Below are 15,337 nucleotides of genomic sequence, written 5' to 3'. Positions count from 1 at the left end.
GTTAGCCTCCTTTTGCATGTATGGGATTATTTCGAATGAAGTCCCTCGGTTAATAGGGTGTGAACTTCTGTTGCTTGTTCAACAAGATTATATTTTCTGTCTTTCATCACCCAATTTGTAACCGTTTCATCTAGTGTACCAAAAATCATTTGACGGACAAGTCTTACATTCAAACTGTTGCGAAATATTTCCTCTTGCATCCCTTCTTTAATAATCGAGTCAATCACATTTAAGTACGGTTTTAACACATTGTTAATTTGTAATCGCAAAGAAGGATTGGATTGCCTCAATTCAAGTTGTGTCACAATTGCTAAATGGTGATCTTCACTAAGTTGGCGAAAATGAAGCTTAATCAGCTCAAACAGCTTTTCGTCCGCATTGTTTTTATTCTCGATAGCTTCTGTAATATGTGCAATAAATTGTCCCATCTTTTCCTCAAAGACTGAAATTAATATATCTTCTTTGTTCTTAAAATACAGATAAATAGTTCCGTCTGCTACTCCAGCTTTTTTCGCTATTTTTGATACTTGAGAGGCGTGGTAGCCATTCTCCGCGATAACTTCTACTGCCGCTTCAATAATTTGATTGTATTTCGGTTTATTTTTTTTCATTGTTCTCTCCTAAACTTGACGCAATAATGAATGACTGTTCATTCATTATTGTATCTCCTTTTAAGAAAACTGTCAATTGCTAAGCTTGTATAACTATAGCGAAAAAAGAGCCTAAGCTCATTTAACTTGAAGCTTTTCTTTCTCTTCATCAACAAGTTGTCTTCTAAGAATTTTACCAACTGCTGTTTTGGGAAGCTCTTGCCGAAATTCGTAAATGCGGGGTACTTTAAATGCTGCTAAATGTTGCCTGCAATACGTATTTAAATCGGTCTCAGTTATTGAGTAACCTGGTTTTAAAACAATATAGGCTTTAACAGTTTCCCCCCGATACGGATCGGGAACACCTGCAACAACTACTTCTTGAATAGCCTCATGTTCATATAATACTTCCTCTACTTCACGAGGATATATATTGTAACCCCCAGCAATAATCATATCCTTTTTACGATCCACAACATAAAAATAGCCATCCTCTGTTTGGTAACCAAGATCACCAGTAAGTAACCAGCCATCTTTTAATACTTGGGCTGTTTCCTCCGGATTATTCCAATACCCCTTCATAATTTGCGGTCCCTTTACAGCAATTTCACCAACCTCTCCAATAGGAGCTTCTTCCATGGTTTCAGCATCTATAATTTTGGCATCTGTATCCGGCCAAGGTACTCCAATACTTCCGCTCCTTCGTTCATGCCAAACAAAATTAGCATGTGTAACAGGGGACGTTTCCGTTAGACCATACCCTTCTACAAGTTTTCCTCCTGTCACCTTCTCAAACTGTTCCTGTATTTCCATTGGTAACGGAGCAGAACCACTAATACAAGCTTCAATAGATGATAAATCATACTGTTCTAATTTAGGGTGATTTAACAAAGCTACATAAATTGTGGGCGCTCCAGGGAATAGCGTCGGCTTATATTTATCAATTGTTTTCAAGACTTCCGTAGCATCAAATTTAGGTAGCAAGATCATTTTTGCACCAATCATAATCGCATTATTCATTACTGCTGTCATTCCGTATACGTGAAAGAAGGGCAGTACTCCTAAAACAATCTCTTCACCAGGTATTATGTTATAAATCCACGCTTGGCACATTTGTACATTGGAAACCAAATTATAATGCGTAAGCATAACTCCTTTTGGATTGCCTGTTGTACCTCCTGTATACTGCAATAAGGCCAAGTCTTCTTTAGCATCAACGGTAACCTTCTCATATGCAGGCTGAGCGATATCCATCATATAATCCCATACATGCACATCTTCTGATTGTTCTACCTTTACAACCATATTGTACTGTTTCTTTTGGATATAAGGATAGATAAGATTTTTAGGAAATGGCAGATAATCTTTGATACTTGCAACAATAGTATGCTTTACATCCGTATTATTTTTGACGTTCATAACACGGGGTAATAAAATATCCAAACATACGATAATAGTAGCACCAGAGTCCTTCAACTGATATTCTAACTCTCGTTCCTTATAAAGTGGATTCGTCTGCACGACGATGCCACCAGCCATTAAGGCTCCATAATAAGCGATTACAGATTGTGGACAATTTGGTAGCATTATAGCAATTCGGTCCCCCTTCTCCATACCTAGCCGCTGTAGATAGTTCGCCATTTTAGTTGCTTGCAAATAAAGTTCTTCATACGTCATATCCTTCCCCATAAAATGAAGCGCTTTCTTTTTCGGAAATGTTTCAGCACTCTCCAGTAAAAATGCATGAAGTGGCTTTTCATCATATTGAATGGATGTCTTTATTTCAGGTGGGTAGTGCTGATGCCAGCTTCTAGTTCCTCCCATGCTTTTTCCTCCCTTTCCTTTATATTTAATTATATTATACCGATTAATCGCTATTTTTTGAAATATTATTTAATTTTTTATGAAAAAACTTGGCATGACTGCCAAGTTTCAAATGATAAGTTCCGTTTTTTTGATGCAACTATTTTAACGACTATCACACACACCTACTGTTAAGGTTCATTATGTCATCAACCATATAATCCCAACAATAATAAAAATCGCAGCTACTACGATTAAAATCTTTGCTAAACGATCCAATACCATTGTTTTTCCCCCTCACCCTATGCTTGCACCAATAACAAATGCTAATCCTACAGAAATGATCATTGAAATAAATCCCACTGCTTTGTTTCCATTCCCAATTTCCTCGTCCACTTTAAGTACGGGAGTTAAAAATTCAAATACAAAATAACCAAGTAATAGCAAAATAAATCCGAATACACCCCAACCTATACTTTGAACTAAGGTGTCATTATGTTCGATGGAATAGCGGAAAATAATCGCAATCCCGAATATTTTCCCACCAGTTGCCATCGCTACTGCAAAATTTCCTTTTTTAATCTCTTCCCAATTTTTATACGATGTGACGATTTCTAATATAGCTAAAAACACAAGGGTACATAGAATAACCACACTGTACCTAGCGGCAGTCTGTACAACAATATTTTCCCAAAAGGCTGCTCCAATCTCCATCACAATCACCTCTCGTTTTACCCTATTTTAAACGAATGACAGTTACCCCACTGCCGCCTTCTCCAGATGATCCAGGTCTAGAATCAGAAATTCTTGGATGCTGCTTGACGAATTCCTGTACCCCTTTACGAAGTGCTCCTGTACCTTTACCATGAATAATAGAAACCCTCGGATAACCTGCTAGTAGCGCATCATCCATATACTTCTCCAGCTTTAATAATGCATCTTCTAACCGTTCCCCACGTAAATCCAGCTCTGTCTTCACATGGTAGTTACTACCCTTTATTGTTGTAATTGGTTGTTCATATTTCTGTTTTGATTTACCCATATATTGTAAATCTTTCCGATCTACTTTTACTTTCATAATTCCAACTTGGACCAAGTATTCATGGTCATTGATTTTTTCTAGTACGGTTCCCTTTTGATTAATGGTTAGCAGTTTAATATCATCACCTGGCTTTAATTCCTTTACTTCTTTATTAGCTGAGGATGGGGTTACGTCTTTTTTCGTAGATAGCTCAGGTTTAGCGGAGTCAAGCAGCTTCTTAGCCTCGATCCACTCATGCTCCTTCCATTCCGCTTCACGATGCATGTTACGAATTTCTTGAACGATTATTTCAGCTTCTTCACGCGCTCTTTGAATAGCTTTATCGGCTTTTTCCTCTGCTTTTTGGTACAGCTTTTCCCGTTTATCTTGCCACTCGTTCCAAGCATTCATCAGATCCTGATACAATGATTCAGCTTGCATCAGCAGTTCATGTGCCTGTTCATAATCCTTTTCTGCCCTATTTTGAGACTGTTCTAAGGAAGCAATCATATTCTCTACGTTTTTAGAATCGATTCCTATATATGACTTTGCATGTTCTATTAGCTTACTGGAAAGACCTAAACGTCTAGAAATATCAAAAGCATTACTTCTACCGGGAATTCCTAACAACAAACGGTAGGTTGGACGCAACGTTTCAACATCAAACTCAACCGAAGCATTTACAACTTGCTTTCGATTATAACCGTATGCCTTCAATTCTGGATAATGCGTCGTCGCGATTACTCGCGCTTGTCTGTCAATGACTTCATCCAGAATGGCCATTGCTAAAGCTGCTCCTTCTTGAGGATCAGTACCAGCCCCTAGCTCGTCAAACAGCACAAGAGTTTGTTCATCCACCTGCTTTAAAATTTCTACAATGGTAGTCATGTGAGAGGAAAATGTACTTAAATTTTGTTCAATGGATTGCTCATCACCGATATCAGCGAATATATGGGAAAACACTCCAAATTTACAACCATCTAATGCCGGTACTTGTAATCCAGATTGAGCCATCATCGAACAAAGACCGACCATTTTTAAGGTTACCGTTTTTCCACCTGTATTTGGACCTGTAATCACAATTGCTGTAAATCTCTCGCCTAGCTCGATATCATTAGCCACTACTTCACGGGGGTCGATTAATGGGTGTCGTGCTTGCTTCATTTTAATAATTCCACGGTCATTCATCATTGGCTTAGAGCCTTTAATCGACTGACCATATTTAGCTCTAGCAAAAATGACATCCATTTTTCCAAGTATATGAACGTTATGCTCTAATGGAATTGCTTCCTCAGCAATTAGCGAACTAAGCTCCATTAAAATTCGTTCTATTTCTCTTTTTTCGTTAACGATCGCTTCTTGCAATTGATTGTTTATATCTACTACTGCCTTCGGTTCCATAAATAACGTCTGTCCCGAGGCAGATTGATCGTGAACAATGCCTCCGATAGATGCACGATATTCTTGTTTTACTGGAAGAACATAGCGATCATTTCGTATTGTTATAATCGCGTCCGACAGTTTATTACTATGGGTTCTTGTAAAGCTGTCCAGCTTTTCTCTCACTCTGCTTTCCAATGTTCGAATGGAAGAGCGAATTCCTCGTAATTTTTCCGATGCACTATCCAGTACATGCCCATGATCATCCACACAACGATTTATCGCTTGTTCCAGATGCCGTAATGGCGTAATTTCTTCAACCATAGCATGTAGAATAGGAAGATCTTCTTCCAGTTCTTCCATAAAATCCTTCGCAGTTCTTCCACCATAAATGGTACTCGATACTTCAATACATTCTCCTGCGGTTAACACTCCACCAATAGAAACACGTTTTAAGCTTGGACGAATATCAAAAACTCCACCAAGTGGTAAGGTTTTATTTAAGCGCTCTACATGGGTTGCTTCATCCGTCTCATCTTGCAATCGAACCACTGTTTCCATATCAGTGGCAGGACGAATTTGTTTCATCTGCTGTTTTCCAATCGATGTTTCTGCATAGTTGATTAATTGTTCAATAATTTTATCAAACTCGAGTACGCGAATCATGCGCTCGTTCATGTCAATAACTCCTTTCCCGAAAAACAAATCAGCTAACTGACAGCCCAAGGCAGTTTGTCACCCATGAACATTTTCAAACATCTTACAGCATTGAGGTCATTTAGCTGGCGGGAGCGTAAAATTAATGTTTCCTACATCCTGCTTCTATTTTCATTTTTATTACTCGAATGAAGTTCCGGCTATCGTCCGGAAAATCTACTTGTTATATTGGGACATTTCTTGATACTTGTTTTTGTTTCTTTCTCTCCTTATAAAAAAGCAGGGTTTACTTATTCCTCTGAAAGTAAGCAATTAATTCTTGTGTAGACCAAGTATTCATCACAGTCGTTTGTTTTATCCATCCTTTTCGGGCTATGGACACACCATATACCATATGCTCAAGCATTTGATAATTATGAGCATCTGTATTTATCGCTAAAGGAACCCCTATTTCTTGTGCCTTACGAGCCCATTGATGAGATAAATCAAGTCGATTTGGGTTTGCATTAATCTCTAATGCTGTATTTGTTTCTTTTGCTTTTTCGATTAGTTTATGCATATCGACTTGATAACCAGGTCTCCTGCCAATTAATCTCCCTGTAGGATGAGCAATTATTGATACGTAAGGGTTCTCCAATGCTGTTTCTAACCGGTACATGATTTGCTCTTCAGTTTGATTAAAACTGGAATGTATGGAAGCAATAACAAAATCCATCTCCCGTAAAAATGCATCCGAGAAATCAAGACTTCCATCAGGTAGAATATCCATTTCAACACCTGAAAAAATATGAATATCTGAATATTTTTCGTTTAAACGGGCTATTTCTTCTTGCTGTTTACGTAACCTTGTTTCACTTAATCCGTTAGCAACCTTTAAAAACTTGGAGTGGTCAGTAATAGCGATATATTGGTATGATTTTTTCATTGCTTGTGTGACCATTTCTTCTAACGATTGTGCACCATCGCTCCAGGTTGTGTGCATATGCAAATCGCCTTTTATATCAGAAAGCTCCACAAGCGGATAGGGGGATTGAAATACTTCCGTCTCTCCTGTATTTTCCCTTAATTCAGGAGGAATATAATGCAACCCAAAATGATTAAAAAAAGCTTCTTCTGTATCGAATGTAAGAATTTCTCCAGTTTCTTCGTTTTCGACACCGTATTCATTTATTTTTTCACCACGTGCTTTTGCTAGCTGACGCATGGATACATTATGCTCCTTTGAGCCAGTAAAATGGTGCAGGGTAGAAGCAAATTCTTCTTTTTTCACCATGCGAAAATCAACATTCACATCGTATACATCTTCGATTACAATGGATACTTTGGTTTCTCCTTTAGCAACGATATTCTTTATGCCATCTATCTTTAATAAAGCGTTCCGTACCGCAGTTGGCTGCTCTGTTGCAATGATAAAATCGATATCTTTGACTGTCTCTCTCATACGACGTAAGCTGCCCGCTCTCGAAAAACGATCCACTTCATCGATTTGACCTAAGTAGTTTTCGATTTTTTCGGCTAATGGCAACATAATAGCAATCGGGAGACGTTCCGGACGTTTTCCCGCTTCTTCAAGTGCTGCTATGAGTTTCTCGGCTGTTTTTTTACCAAAACCTGCTAATTGTTCAACCTGCCCGGACTCACATGCTTCCTTTAATCCCTTAGCATCTGTAATGCCAAGCTCTTGATAAAGCTTAGCAATCTTCTTACCACCAAGACCAGGTAGTTGCAATAAGGAAAGCAAGCTTTTTGGGACTTGCTGTTCTTGGTCTTGCAATGTCTTTGATTGTCCTGTTTGAATATACTCCTGAATAACGGCGCTTGTTCCCTTGCCAATGCCCTTTATTTTTGCAAAGTCATCGATTTCCTCAAGTGAACGATCGTCTCTTTCCAGTGCCTGAGCAGCTTTACGATAGGCATTGATTTTAAATGGATTTTCTCCTTGTAATTCGAGATACGTCGCTATTGTTTCCATCAACTTAATAACATCTTTTTTATTTATCTTCATACATCTTCACCAGTCCTACTCCCCTATAATTAACAAAACGACGATAAAATGATAATGTGTATTTACAGATGAGTGTTTTTTTCTCAACCATTATTCATGCCTGGTGCCTGCATCTATAAGTTTGTCGAGCTAATCTAGATGTAAATTTGAAGTAAAACACCTACCCACACCATCTCTTATTTCCGCTACATAGTTCCATTCGCTATTGATGTATGATGTGCATCATCTATCTGCCACATGTGTAAACCAAAGCTCTTTAATTTCCCCTGAAAAATAAGGCGTATGCTCAATGATAAACAACGCTACTGCTGAATCATTTATCCATGTTTGTATTTGAGCAACCGGGATTAAAGCTACAATATATAGAAGGATAAAGAGTAATAAGTATATTTCCACAAAGCCAAGAATAGCTCCCAATAATTTATTCACAGACTTTAAAATAGGTAAAGAAGCTACAAAATCAAGCATCGACGCTATAATTTGCAACACAATTTTCACAGCTATAAATATAAGCAAAAACGCAATTGCATTATAAAATCCCGATTCAAGAGGCAAATCTTGTAAAAATGACGCCCATTTTCCATCTTCATTTAAATCAGGATAAGGAATCCATAAGGGTAGTTTAGGGCCTAAGTCATCATAATACAAAGCAGCAACAATAAATGCTGCAATGAAACCGATGAGATGGAATAGCTGCAAAATGAATCCTCGTTTTAATCCAATTAAAAAACCTACCATTAATAACAACAGTAATAAAATATCAACCATATGTGAATGTTCCTCTTTCTAGTTAGTTATCCTTTTTTTTCATAGCACCTAATAAAGAAGCGTATTCTTCTTTTAATTTCAAATAATCATTCATTGTATTTACAGCAGTTAGTACAGCTAATCTTGTCGTGTCAAGTTGTCTGTTCGCTTCTTGGATTTCATTCATTTTCTGATCCACTAAACTGGCGACTAATTTAATATGATTTTGTGGCTCTGTTCCTATAATGGTATAGGTACGATTATGTATTTCTACAGTTGTTCGTGTTTTTTCATCTTTGGCCACGTGTAAATCCTCCCTGATTAAGAAAATTGTTCACCTTATCTTAACATGAAGTGAGCCATTTAGGAAACTATCCACTTCTTTAGAATGCGATTTTGTCAGTGGTTTGCTGAAATATAAATTTTGCTTTAGTATAAAATAAGACTTCAATTCCTAGGGGACTTTTTTGGACTTATTAGCTGCACGAAATAAAATGCAAGCCTACAAAAAGTATCAACTGTTTACATATGTTCTTAATTTAATACAAAATAGAGAATGATTGGAGAGAATACGATTGCCGCAATATGTATATCAATTTCCCAGTAAAACCATTGCGCAAATGAAAGATTATTATGCAAATTCTTCTGTAACTCCTCCACCGGGAGCAATTTTTCGCGCAAAAACAAGTGAAGCAGTTATTACAGCGTATAAATCAGGGAAAGTTTTATTTCAAGGGTCTTCCCCGGAAAAAGCCGCAAGCATTTGGCAGCAGGATGCAAGCACGATTCCCACAAATGCTGCAAAGTCAAGAAAACATAAATCACACGCCTATGCTCCTGATCCGAAACTTTTTTCAAGTAATCACGCCGGCACAGATGAAGCAGGAACAGGTGACTATTTTGGCCCGATTACAGTTGCTGCTGTCTATCTGACGAAAACACAAATTGACCTGCTTAAAAGTCATGGAGTAACTGACTCCAAAGCTTTGACCGATACGAAAATTCGCCAATTGGCCCAAGAAATAACCAACTTAAATATTCCTTATTCACTTATTGTTCTACGGAATGAAAAATATAATAAATTGCAAAGTCAGGGCTGGACACAGGGAAAGATGAAGACAATGCTTCACCATCATGCCATCCAAAGGCTCCTGAAAAAAGTGGACCAAAGGTTTATGGACGGGATTATCATTGACCAATTTTGTGAGCCTTCTGTTTACAAAAAGCATCTGGCATCGGAAAAACAGACGCTGACGTCCTCCACGTTTTTTATTACAAAAGCAGAAAGCTACTCGACTTCAGTTGCTGCAGCCTCCATCCTTGCACGTACTAGTTTTCTAAAACAGATGGATCAATTATCAGAACAAACAGGGATAATATTACCCAAAGGTGCCTCTCAAAAGGTAGATCAAACTGCTGCCACAATTATGAAAAAATACGGAACAGACGTTTTGTCAAAAATTGCTAAAATTCATTTTGCCAATACAACAAAAGCGCAAGTTTATTTAAAATAAAGTAAACCTTCATTCAGTAGGGTCTGCTATGAAATGGTAGATCTAAGGCTAAGATCGTAGGCGTCTTCGAAATAGAAAGAGAATTTTTTTCTGCGTACGAGGCGCTGTAATATTTCCGCGGATTTGAAAAAGAAGAACCCTTTTTTTCGTATTACGGCTCCTGCAATTGGCATCTTGCCGCCCCGAAAGAATTAGGCATGGGACTTGCAGTTCGATTTCCTACTAGGTTTCCCCTAGTAGCTTGAAAGAAGCCAACTTACATCTAAGATTAATCCATTGGCTCTTCCTTAGCTTCTGTATCTAAAAGGGCACCCACCTATCCAAGAGAATGGGACAGATGGATGCCCTATTGTTTAGATGAAATAACACATCCAAGAAAGGAATTAAGAGCGAATATAGGCAGCAAATTTATCTTTCACTGCAGTAATAATTTGTTCATAAGAAGCTTGGACCTCGTCATCGGTCAATGTTTTTTCAGGGTGCTGATAAACTAAATGAAAGGCTACTGACTTCTTCCCAGCTTTTAAATGTTCTCCTTCATAAACATCAAAGACAGATACATGTTTAACTAACGGAGCACCAACATTCATAATTACTTGCTTTACTTCAGCTGCAAGCACGCTGCTATCAAGTACAAAAGCAATATCTCGATCAATGGAAGGATACTTAGGAATCTCTTGATAAGAAGGTTCTTCATTGTACGCGCTCAATAATTCTTCCATATTTACATCAAATACATACGTCTCTTTTAAATCTAATTGGTTTTGCAAATGTGGATGCAACTGGCCAACAAATCCAATTGTTCTTCCTTCTAACTGAAGTGAAGCCGTTCTTCCTGGATGCATATCCTGATGTTTTAATGGCTGGAAAGCTACGGAACAACCAAGAAAAGTAAATAATTTCTCTAATATGCCTTTGACAACATAGAAATCTACTTGTTTACTTTCTTGCTGCCACGGATGGTGAATCCAATTTCCGGTTATAGCTCCCGCCAAACGGAGTCGCTCTTCCGGTTGCTTCGTTAACGTTTTTTCGGTAGTTAAAAATGTTTTCCCAATTTCATAATAACCTAAATCAAATTGATTACGAGCTCTATTATGAGCTAACACACGAAGGATTTCTGGTAAAAGGCTTATTCGCAAAAATTTATGATCTGCGCTCATTGGTAAAGCTAATTCAATCGGTACATAGTTTGCTTCCGCTAACTCAGGGCTAATTAAAGTATTAGCCGCTGCTTCACTGATTAACGTATAGGTGCGACTTTCTAATAATCCGGAAGCTTCCATGAGGTACTTTATTTTGCGAAGTAATAGCTGCCTTTCTGTGAGCCCACCTGCCTGCCCTGCTCCTACTGGCAATGTATACGGCAGTTTATCATAACCGTAGATACGTGCCACTTCTTCTAACATATCTTCAAAAATAGTAATATCGCCTCTACGTGTCGGAATGTGAACAAGATATTCATTGCCCTTTGGTTCAAATTCAAACTGCAGGCGCTTTAAAGCATCTTCTACATCTGAGGTCACTAATGATGTACCAAGTCGTTTGTTGATTTCATCTATATTTATTTCTACTTGTTTTTGCCCACGATTTAGTTCATCAAACGCAACAACCCCTTTTGCAACCGTTGCATTTGCGTATTTTTCCAGTAATTCGCATGCACGAAGCCCCGCTTCTTTTACCCGGTTTGGATCGACCCCTTTTGTAAACCGTGTACTGGACTCGCTTCGAAGACCCGTCGCCTTTACGGCATTCATGACTATAGCTGGATCAAAATAAGCTGCTTCCAGCAAAATATTCTTCGTCGTATCCGTTACTTCCGTAGATAGACCACCCATTACACCTGCTAAAGCAATTGGTTCCTTTCCATTGGTGATAACTAAATGGTCTTTAGATAAAACTCGTTCCTGCTCATCTAATGTAATAATGGTTTCTTTCTCTTTCGCATGACGAACAACGATTTTATCCGATTGTAATTTATCGTAATCAAAAGCATGCAGTGGCTGCCCATATTCCAGCAACACATAGTTCGTTATATCAACAACATTATTAATCGGGCGAATGCCAGCTGCTATTAAATAATTTCGCATCCATAAAGGAGATGGCTGTATAGTTACGTTCCGTATAACAAAAGCGCCATAATACGGGTTTGCATTAGGTGCCTCTACTTGAACAGCGATATAGTCATTGGCAGCACCTGTTGCCATCGTTGGCTCTGGATTTGGCAAGCGTACCTCTCTATTTAAAATAGCTCCCACTTCATAGGCTACTCCTAACATCGACAAGCAATCCGCACGATTTGGGGTTAGGTCAAATTCCAGAACCGCATCATTCAAGTTTAGTAAAGGCTCTACTGACTCTCCAACGGTCACATCAGTTGGAAATACATAGATACCGTCAGCTACATCTTTTGGTACATATTTTTCTTCAATGCCTAGCTCTTGCAGGGAGCAGATCATACCATTAGATTCGACACCGCGTAATTTAACCCGTTTAATTTTGAAGTTCCCAGGAAGAACAGCGCCTGGCTTCGCAACTGCTACTTTTTGACCTTGGGCGACATTCGGAGCTCCACATATAATTTGTAACGTCTCATCTCCAACATCTACTTGGCATAAATGAAGTTTGTCAGCATTCGGATGCTTTTCACAAGATACAACATAGCCAATAACGACATTTTCACTTTTTTCGGCTACATATTCAATGCCATCGACTTCAATCCCTGATTTTGTAATTTTATTTGCTAATTCTTCTGGACTTACATCTGTTATATCTACATAATTCTTTAACCAATTTAATGATACTAACATGCAAACCTTCCTCCCTAAGCGTTATGATATTGCGTTAAAAAACGAATGTCGTTCGTGTAAAATTGGCGAATATCTTTAATTCCATATTTCAGCATAGCGATCCGTTCTGGTCCCATACCGAAAGCAAACCCACTGTACACTTCTGGATCGTACCCAGCCATTGAAAGTACATTTGGATGTACCATACCAGCACCTAATATTTCAATCCAGCCTGACCTTTTACAAATCGAACAGCCTTTACCTGCACACGCTTTACAGGAAATATCGATTTCTACAGATGGCTCTGTGAACGGGAAAAAACTCGGACGAAAACGAATTTCTCGATCACTTCCGTACATTTTCTTTGTAAAAACATCTAGTACGCCTTTCAAATCACTCATTTTCACATCTTTATCTACATATAATCCTTCAATTTGCGTAAACTGATGTGAATGCGTGGCATCATCTGTATCACGACGGTAAACTTTACCAGGAGAAATCATCTTTACTGGCTTGTTACCACCGTATTCGAGCATTGTTCTTGCTTGCACTGGAGATGTTTGTGTACGCATTAATAACTCTTTTGTAATGAAAAATGTATCCTGCATCTCTCGCGCTGGATGATTTTTTGGCAGATTTAATGCTTCAAAATTGAAATAGTCGGTTTCAACCTCTGGTCCTTCCCGTACTTCAAATCCCATACCAATGAACAAATCTTCAATTTCTTCAATCACCTTTGTCAATAAATGTGGCCCTCCAAGCCTTACTGGTCTACCAGGAAGAGTGACATCAATCGTTTCTTGTTCTAATTGCTGCTCTAATGCTATTTCCTCTAGTTTTTCCATCTGCTGTTCTAAGCTCTTGGTTATTTGCTCACGCACTTTATTAGCAAGTTCACCAATAATTGGTCGTTCCTCTTTAGATAGCTTTCCCATTCCTCGTAGCACACTTGTCAATGAACCTTTTTTTCCTAGATAAGCCACTTTGATCTCCTGCAGTTCATTGGTATCTGTTGCTTGAGAAATCTTTTCTAAAGCTTCTTGTTCTATTGATTGCAACTGCTCTTTCATTTTCCATTTCCTCCTTCATTCGCTCTTTCTATAGCATGAAAGCATAACAAAAAGCCTCCTCCCAGCAAGGGACGAGGCATATGTCGCGGTACCACCCTAGTTCATACATTGTCTTCAATGTATCCACTTCATTCTGATAACGGAATATCCCGGAATACCTTTACTCACCGTTCGTGAGGTCCAAGTATCTGCTCCAGAGTGAAAGGATGAACACTGCTACGATGAAATGCTTTCAGTCTCTGGCACTTCTCCCTGTAAACGTATGGGTAGGCAGGTTATCCGCTCTTTCAACGCTTTTGCTATAAAGTTATATATATTATAGAGAATTACGTCATTGTTTGCAACATTATGAGCGTAAATAGTACATTAAAATTCCAGCAGCCACACTTACGTTTAGTGATTCAGCTTGTCCGTATATAGGTATCGTAACCCGTTTATCCGCTATATCCATAATGTCTGACCGTACTCCGTTCCCTTCATTACCAACAATTAGTGCTGTTTTTGTGACGGGTTTAACTTCTGTATAGTTATCTGCATCTGTTAAAGCAGTTACCCAGATTCCAAAGCCCGCTTCTTTTAACAATGGTATTTCAGCTAACAAATCAGCATGACGAACAGGGATATGAAACAAGGACCCCTGTGTTGCACGAACGACTTTATCATTAAATACATCTACCGTTCCTTCTCCTAATATTACTTCAGAAAAACCTGCAGCATCTGCGGTACGAATAATCGTGCCTAGATTCCCCGGATCCTGAATAGCGTCAATTAATAATACAGGTCTTTGCCTTGAGCTATTTAGCTGCTTCATGGTAACAATAGCGGCAATTCCTTGGGGAGTATCCGTCTGTGATACTACAGCAAACACACTGTTTTTCACCACAACTGTTGGTATATCTCGAGCCCATTCAGGTAAAGATACACCTTCTTGAATAATCAATTCCTTAATTGTCCAATTACTCTTAAAAGCCGCTTCCACTAGATGAAAACCTTCAATGAGAAATGTTTGTGTCTTTACTCTCTCTTTTCGTTTATGTAATTTTTTCCAGTGCTTTACTTTTTCGTTTTTTATAGAAGTAATTATATGTGTCATTGCTTATCACCCTCATTCATCTTACATAGTATACATATTTTCACCTCTTCAGGTCAAACTACTTGTAAGCACAAGGTAAATAAGAGAGGGCAGCAAAAAGATTTCGGTAGCAGCACTTTTTTACGAGGAGAAAGACTGCAGTATGTTAGTATGACCTATAAATTTAATAATTTCGTATTCGCCTTAGAAATGTAAACTGTCTTTTCTGGAGGTTTTTGAACCGATTCATTCATGTTGCACGCTGCCGATTAGTAAACTTTTTGAAGCTCTGAGTTAAAAGTAAAAACCTTGTAAAGGAGGAAACGATTTGGATCTAAATTTACGTGAGGCAATACTTAGCAATATTGCTTCCAACAACCAAGACCAATTAGAAGCAACTATTGTAGATGCAGTGCAAAGTGGCGAAGAGAAAATGCTACCTGGTCTAGGAGTGCTATTCGAATTAATCTGGGAACATGCAGATGAACAAGATAAGCACCATATGTTGGAAGCGCTAGAGCAAGGTGTAAAGCAAGCGACAGCACGATAACCATTCCGCCGTTTAAACGGCGGTTTATTATGACCTATCATCGCGTCTCCAAACGGTGTACGGCTTACGCCTTTGATGCGCGATTTTTCTGGCTTTGTTTCGATACATCACTATATCTGTTCGTATTAGAATTCGAGCT

12 protein-coding genes are annotated in these 15,337 nt (G+C 38.5%); 2 read left to right on the top strand and 10 right to left on the bottom strand.

Annotated features, from left to right (window positions below; translation table 11 throughout):
• Positions 1-26: 26 nt before the first annotated feature.
• From KBP50_RS06485 to zapA, 7 genes are all read right to left on the bottom strand, one after another.
• Positions 27-611 carry a fatty acid metabolism transcriptional regulator FadR gene (locus KBP50_RS06485; protein WP_050353315.1) on the bottom strand — a complete coding sequence of 195 codons (585 nt, stop codon included), beginning with the start codon at positions 609-611 and terminating at the stop codon, positions 27-29.
• 117 nt (positions 612-728) lie between these two features.
• Entirely contained in the window at positions 729-2,414 is a 1,686-nt protein-coding gene (locus KBP50_RS06480; protein ID WP_050353316.1) for a long-chain-fatty-acid--CoA ligase, read from the bottom strand.
• A 276-nt stretch (positions 2,415-2,690) separates the two neighbouring features.
• A complete protein-coding gene (locus KBP50_RS06475) occupies positions 2,691-3,107 on the bottom strand; it encodes a DUF350 domain-containing protein (RefSeq protein ID WP_050353317.1) in 417 nt (138 codons plus the stop codon).
• Positions 3,108-3,129: 22 nt separating this feature from the next.
• A complete protein-coding gene (locus KBP50_RS06470; RefSeq protein ID WP_050353318.1) occupies positions 3,130-5,472 on the bottom strand; it encodes an endonuclease MutS2 in 2,343 nt (780 codons plus the stop codon).
• A gap of 265 nt (positions 5,473-5,737) precedes the next feature.
• A complete protein-coding gene (polX, locus tag KBP50_RS06465) occupies positions 5,738-7,456 on the bottom strand; it encodes a DNA polymerase/3'-5' exonuclease PolX (protein WP_050353319.1) in 1,719 nt (572 codons plus the stop codon).
• 222 nt (positions 7,457-7,678) lie between these two features.
• Positions 7,679-8,224, bottom strand: coding sequence for a CvpA family protein (locus KBP50_RS06460; RefSeq protein WP_050353320.1), 546 nt, complete (start codon positions 8,222-8,224; stop codon positions 7,679-7,681).
• A gap of 22 nt (positions 8,225-8,246) precedes the next feature.
• Positions 8,247-8,507, bottom strand: a complete 261-nt coding sequence (zapA, locus tag KBP50_RS06455; protein ID WP_050353321.1) for a cell division protein ZapA — start codon at positions 8,505-8,507, stop codon at positions 8,247-8,249.
• A 256-nt stretch (positions 8,508-8,763) separates the two neighbouring features.
• On the opposite strand from zapA, the gene rnhC reads away from it, so the two are divergent.
• Positions 8,764-9,717 carry a ribonuclease HIII gene (gene rnhC / locus KBP50_RS06450; RefSeq protein ID WP_280528734.1) on the top strand — a complete coding sequence of 318 codons (954 nt, stop codon included), beginning with the start codon at positions 8,764-8,766 and terminating at the stop codon, positions 9,715-9,717.
• Positions 9,718-10,100: 383 nt separating this feature from the next.
• On the opposite strand, the gene pheT is transcribed toward rnhC, so the two are convergent.
• The 3 genes from pheT to KBP50_RS06435 all read right to left on the bottom strand — a co-directional run bounded on the left by pheT (position 10,101) and on the right by KBP50_RS06435 (position 14,669).
• Positions 10,101-12,527 (bottom strand): phenylalanine--tRNA ligase subunit beta, encoded by a 2,427-nt coding sequence (pheT, locus tag KBP50_RS06445; RefSeq protein ID WP_050353322.1) that lies wholly within the window; start codon positions 12,525-12,527, stop codon positions 10,101-10,103.
• A 14-nt stretch (positions 12,528-12,541) separates the two neighbouring features.
• On the bottom strand, positions 12,542-13,576 hold the full coding sequence (gene pheS, locus KBP50_RS06440; RefSeq protein ID WP_050353323.1) for a phenylalanine--tRNA ligase subunit alpha: 1,035 nt from the start codon (positions 13,574-13,576) through the stop codon (positions 12,542-12,544).
• Positions 13,577-13,922: 346 nt separating this feature from the next.
• Positions 13,923-14,669, bottom strand: a complete 747-nt coding sequence (locus tag KBP50_RS06435; RefSeq protein WP_249664571.1) for a TrmH family RNA methyltransferase — start codon at positions 14,667-14,669, stop codon at positions 13,923-13,925.
• Between the two features lie 307 nt (positions 14,670-14,976).
• Here KBP50_RS06435 and sspI point away from each other — a divergent pair, with 307 nt between their 5' ends.
• Positions 14,977-15,198 carry a small acid-soluble spore protein SspI gene (gene sspI, locus KBP50_RS06430; protein ID WP_050353324.1) on the top strand — a complete coding sequence of 74 codons (222 nt, stop codon included), beginning with the start codon at positions 14,977-14,979 and terminating at the stop codon, positions 15,196-15,198.
• The last annotated feature ends 139 nt before the right edge of the window (positions 15,199-15,337 follow it).

This window comes from Virgibacillus pantothenticus, assembly GCF_018075365.1.
Classification (GTDB): Bacteria; Bacillota; Bacilli; order Bacillales; family Amphibacillaceae; genus Virgibacillus; species Virgibacillus pantothenticus.
The sequence above is the reverse complement of the archived record's forward strand: the minus strand, read 5'-3'. Positions and strand labels throughout refer to the sequence as shown.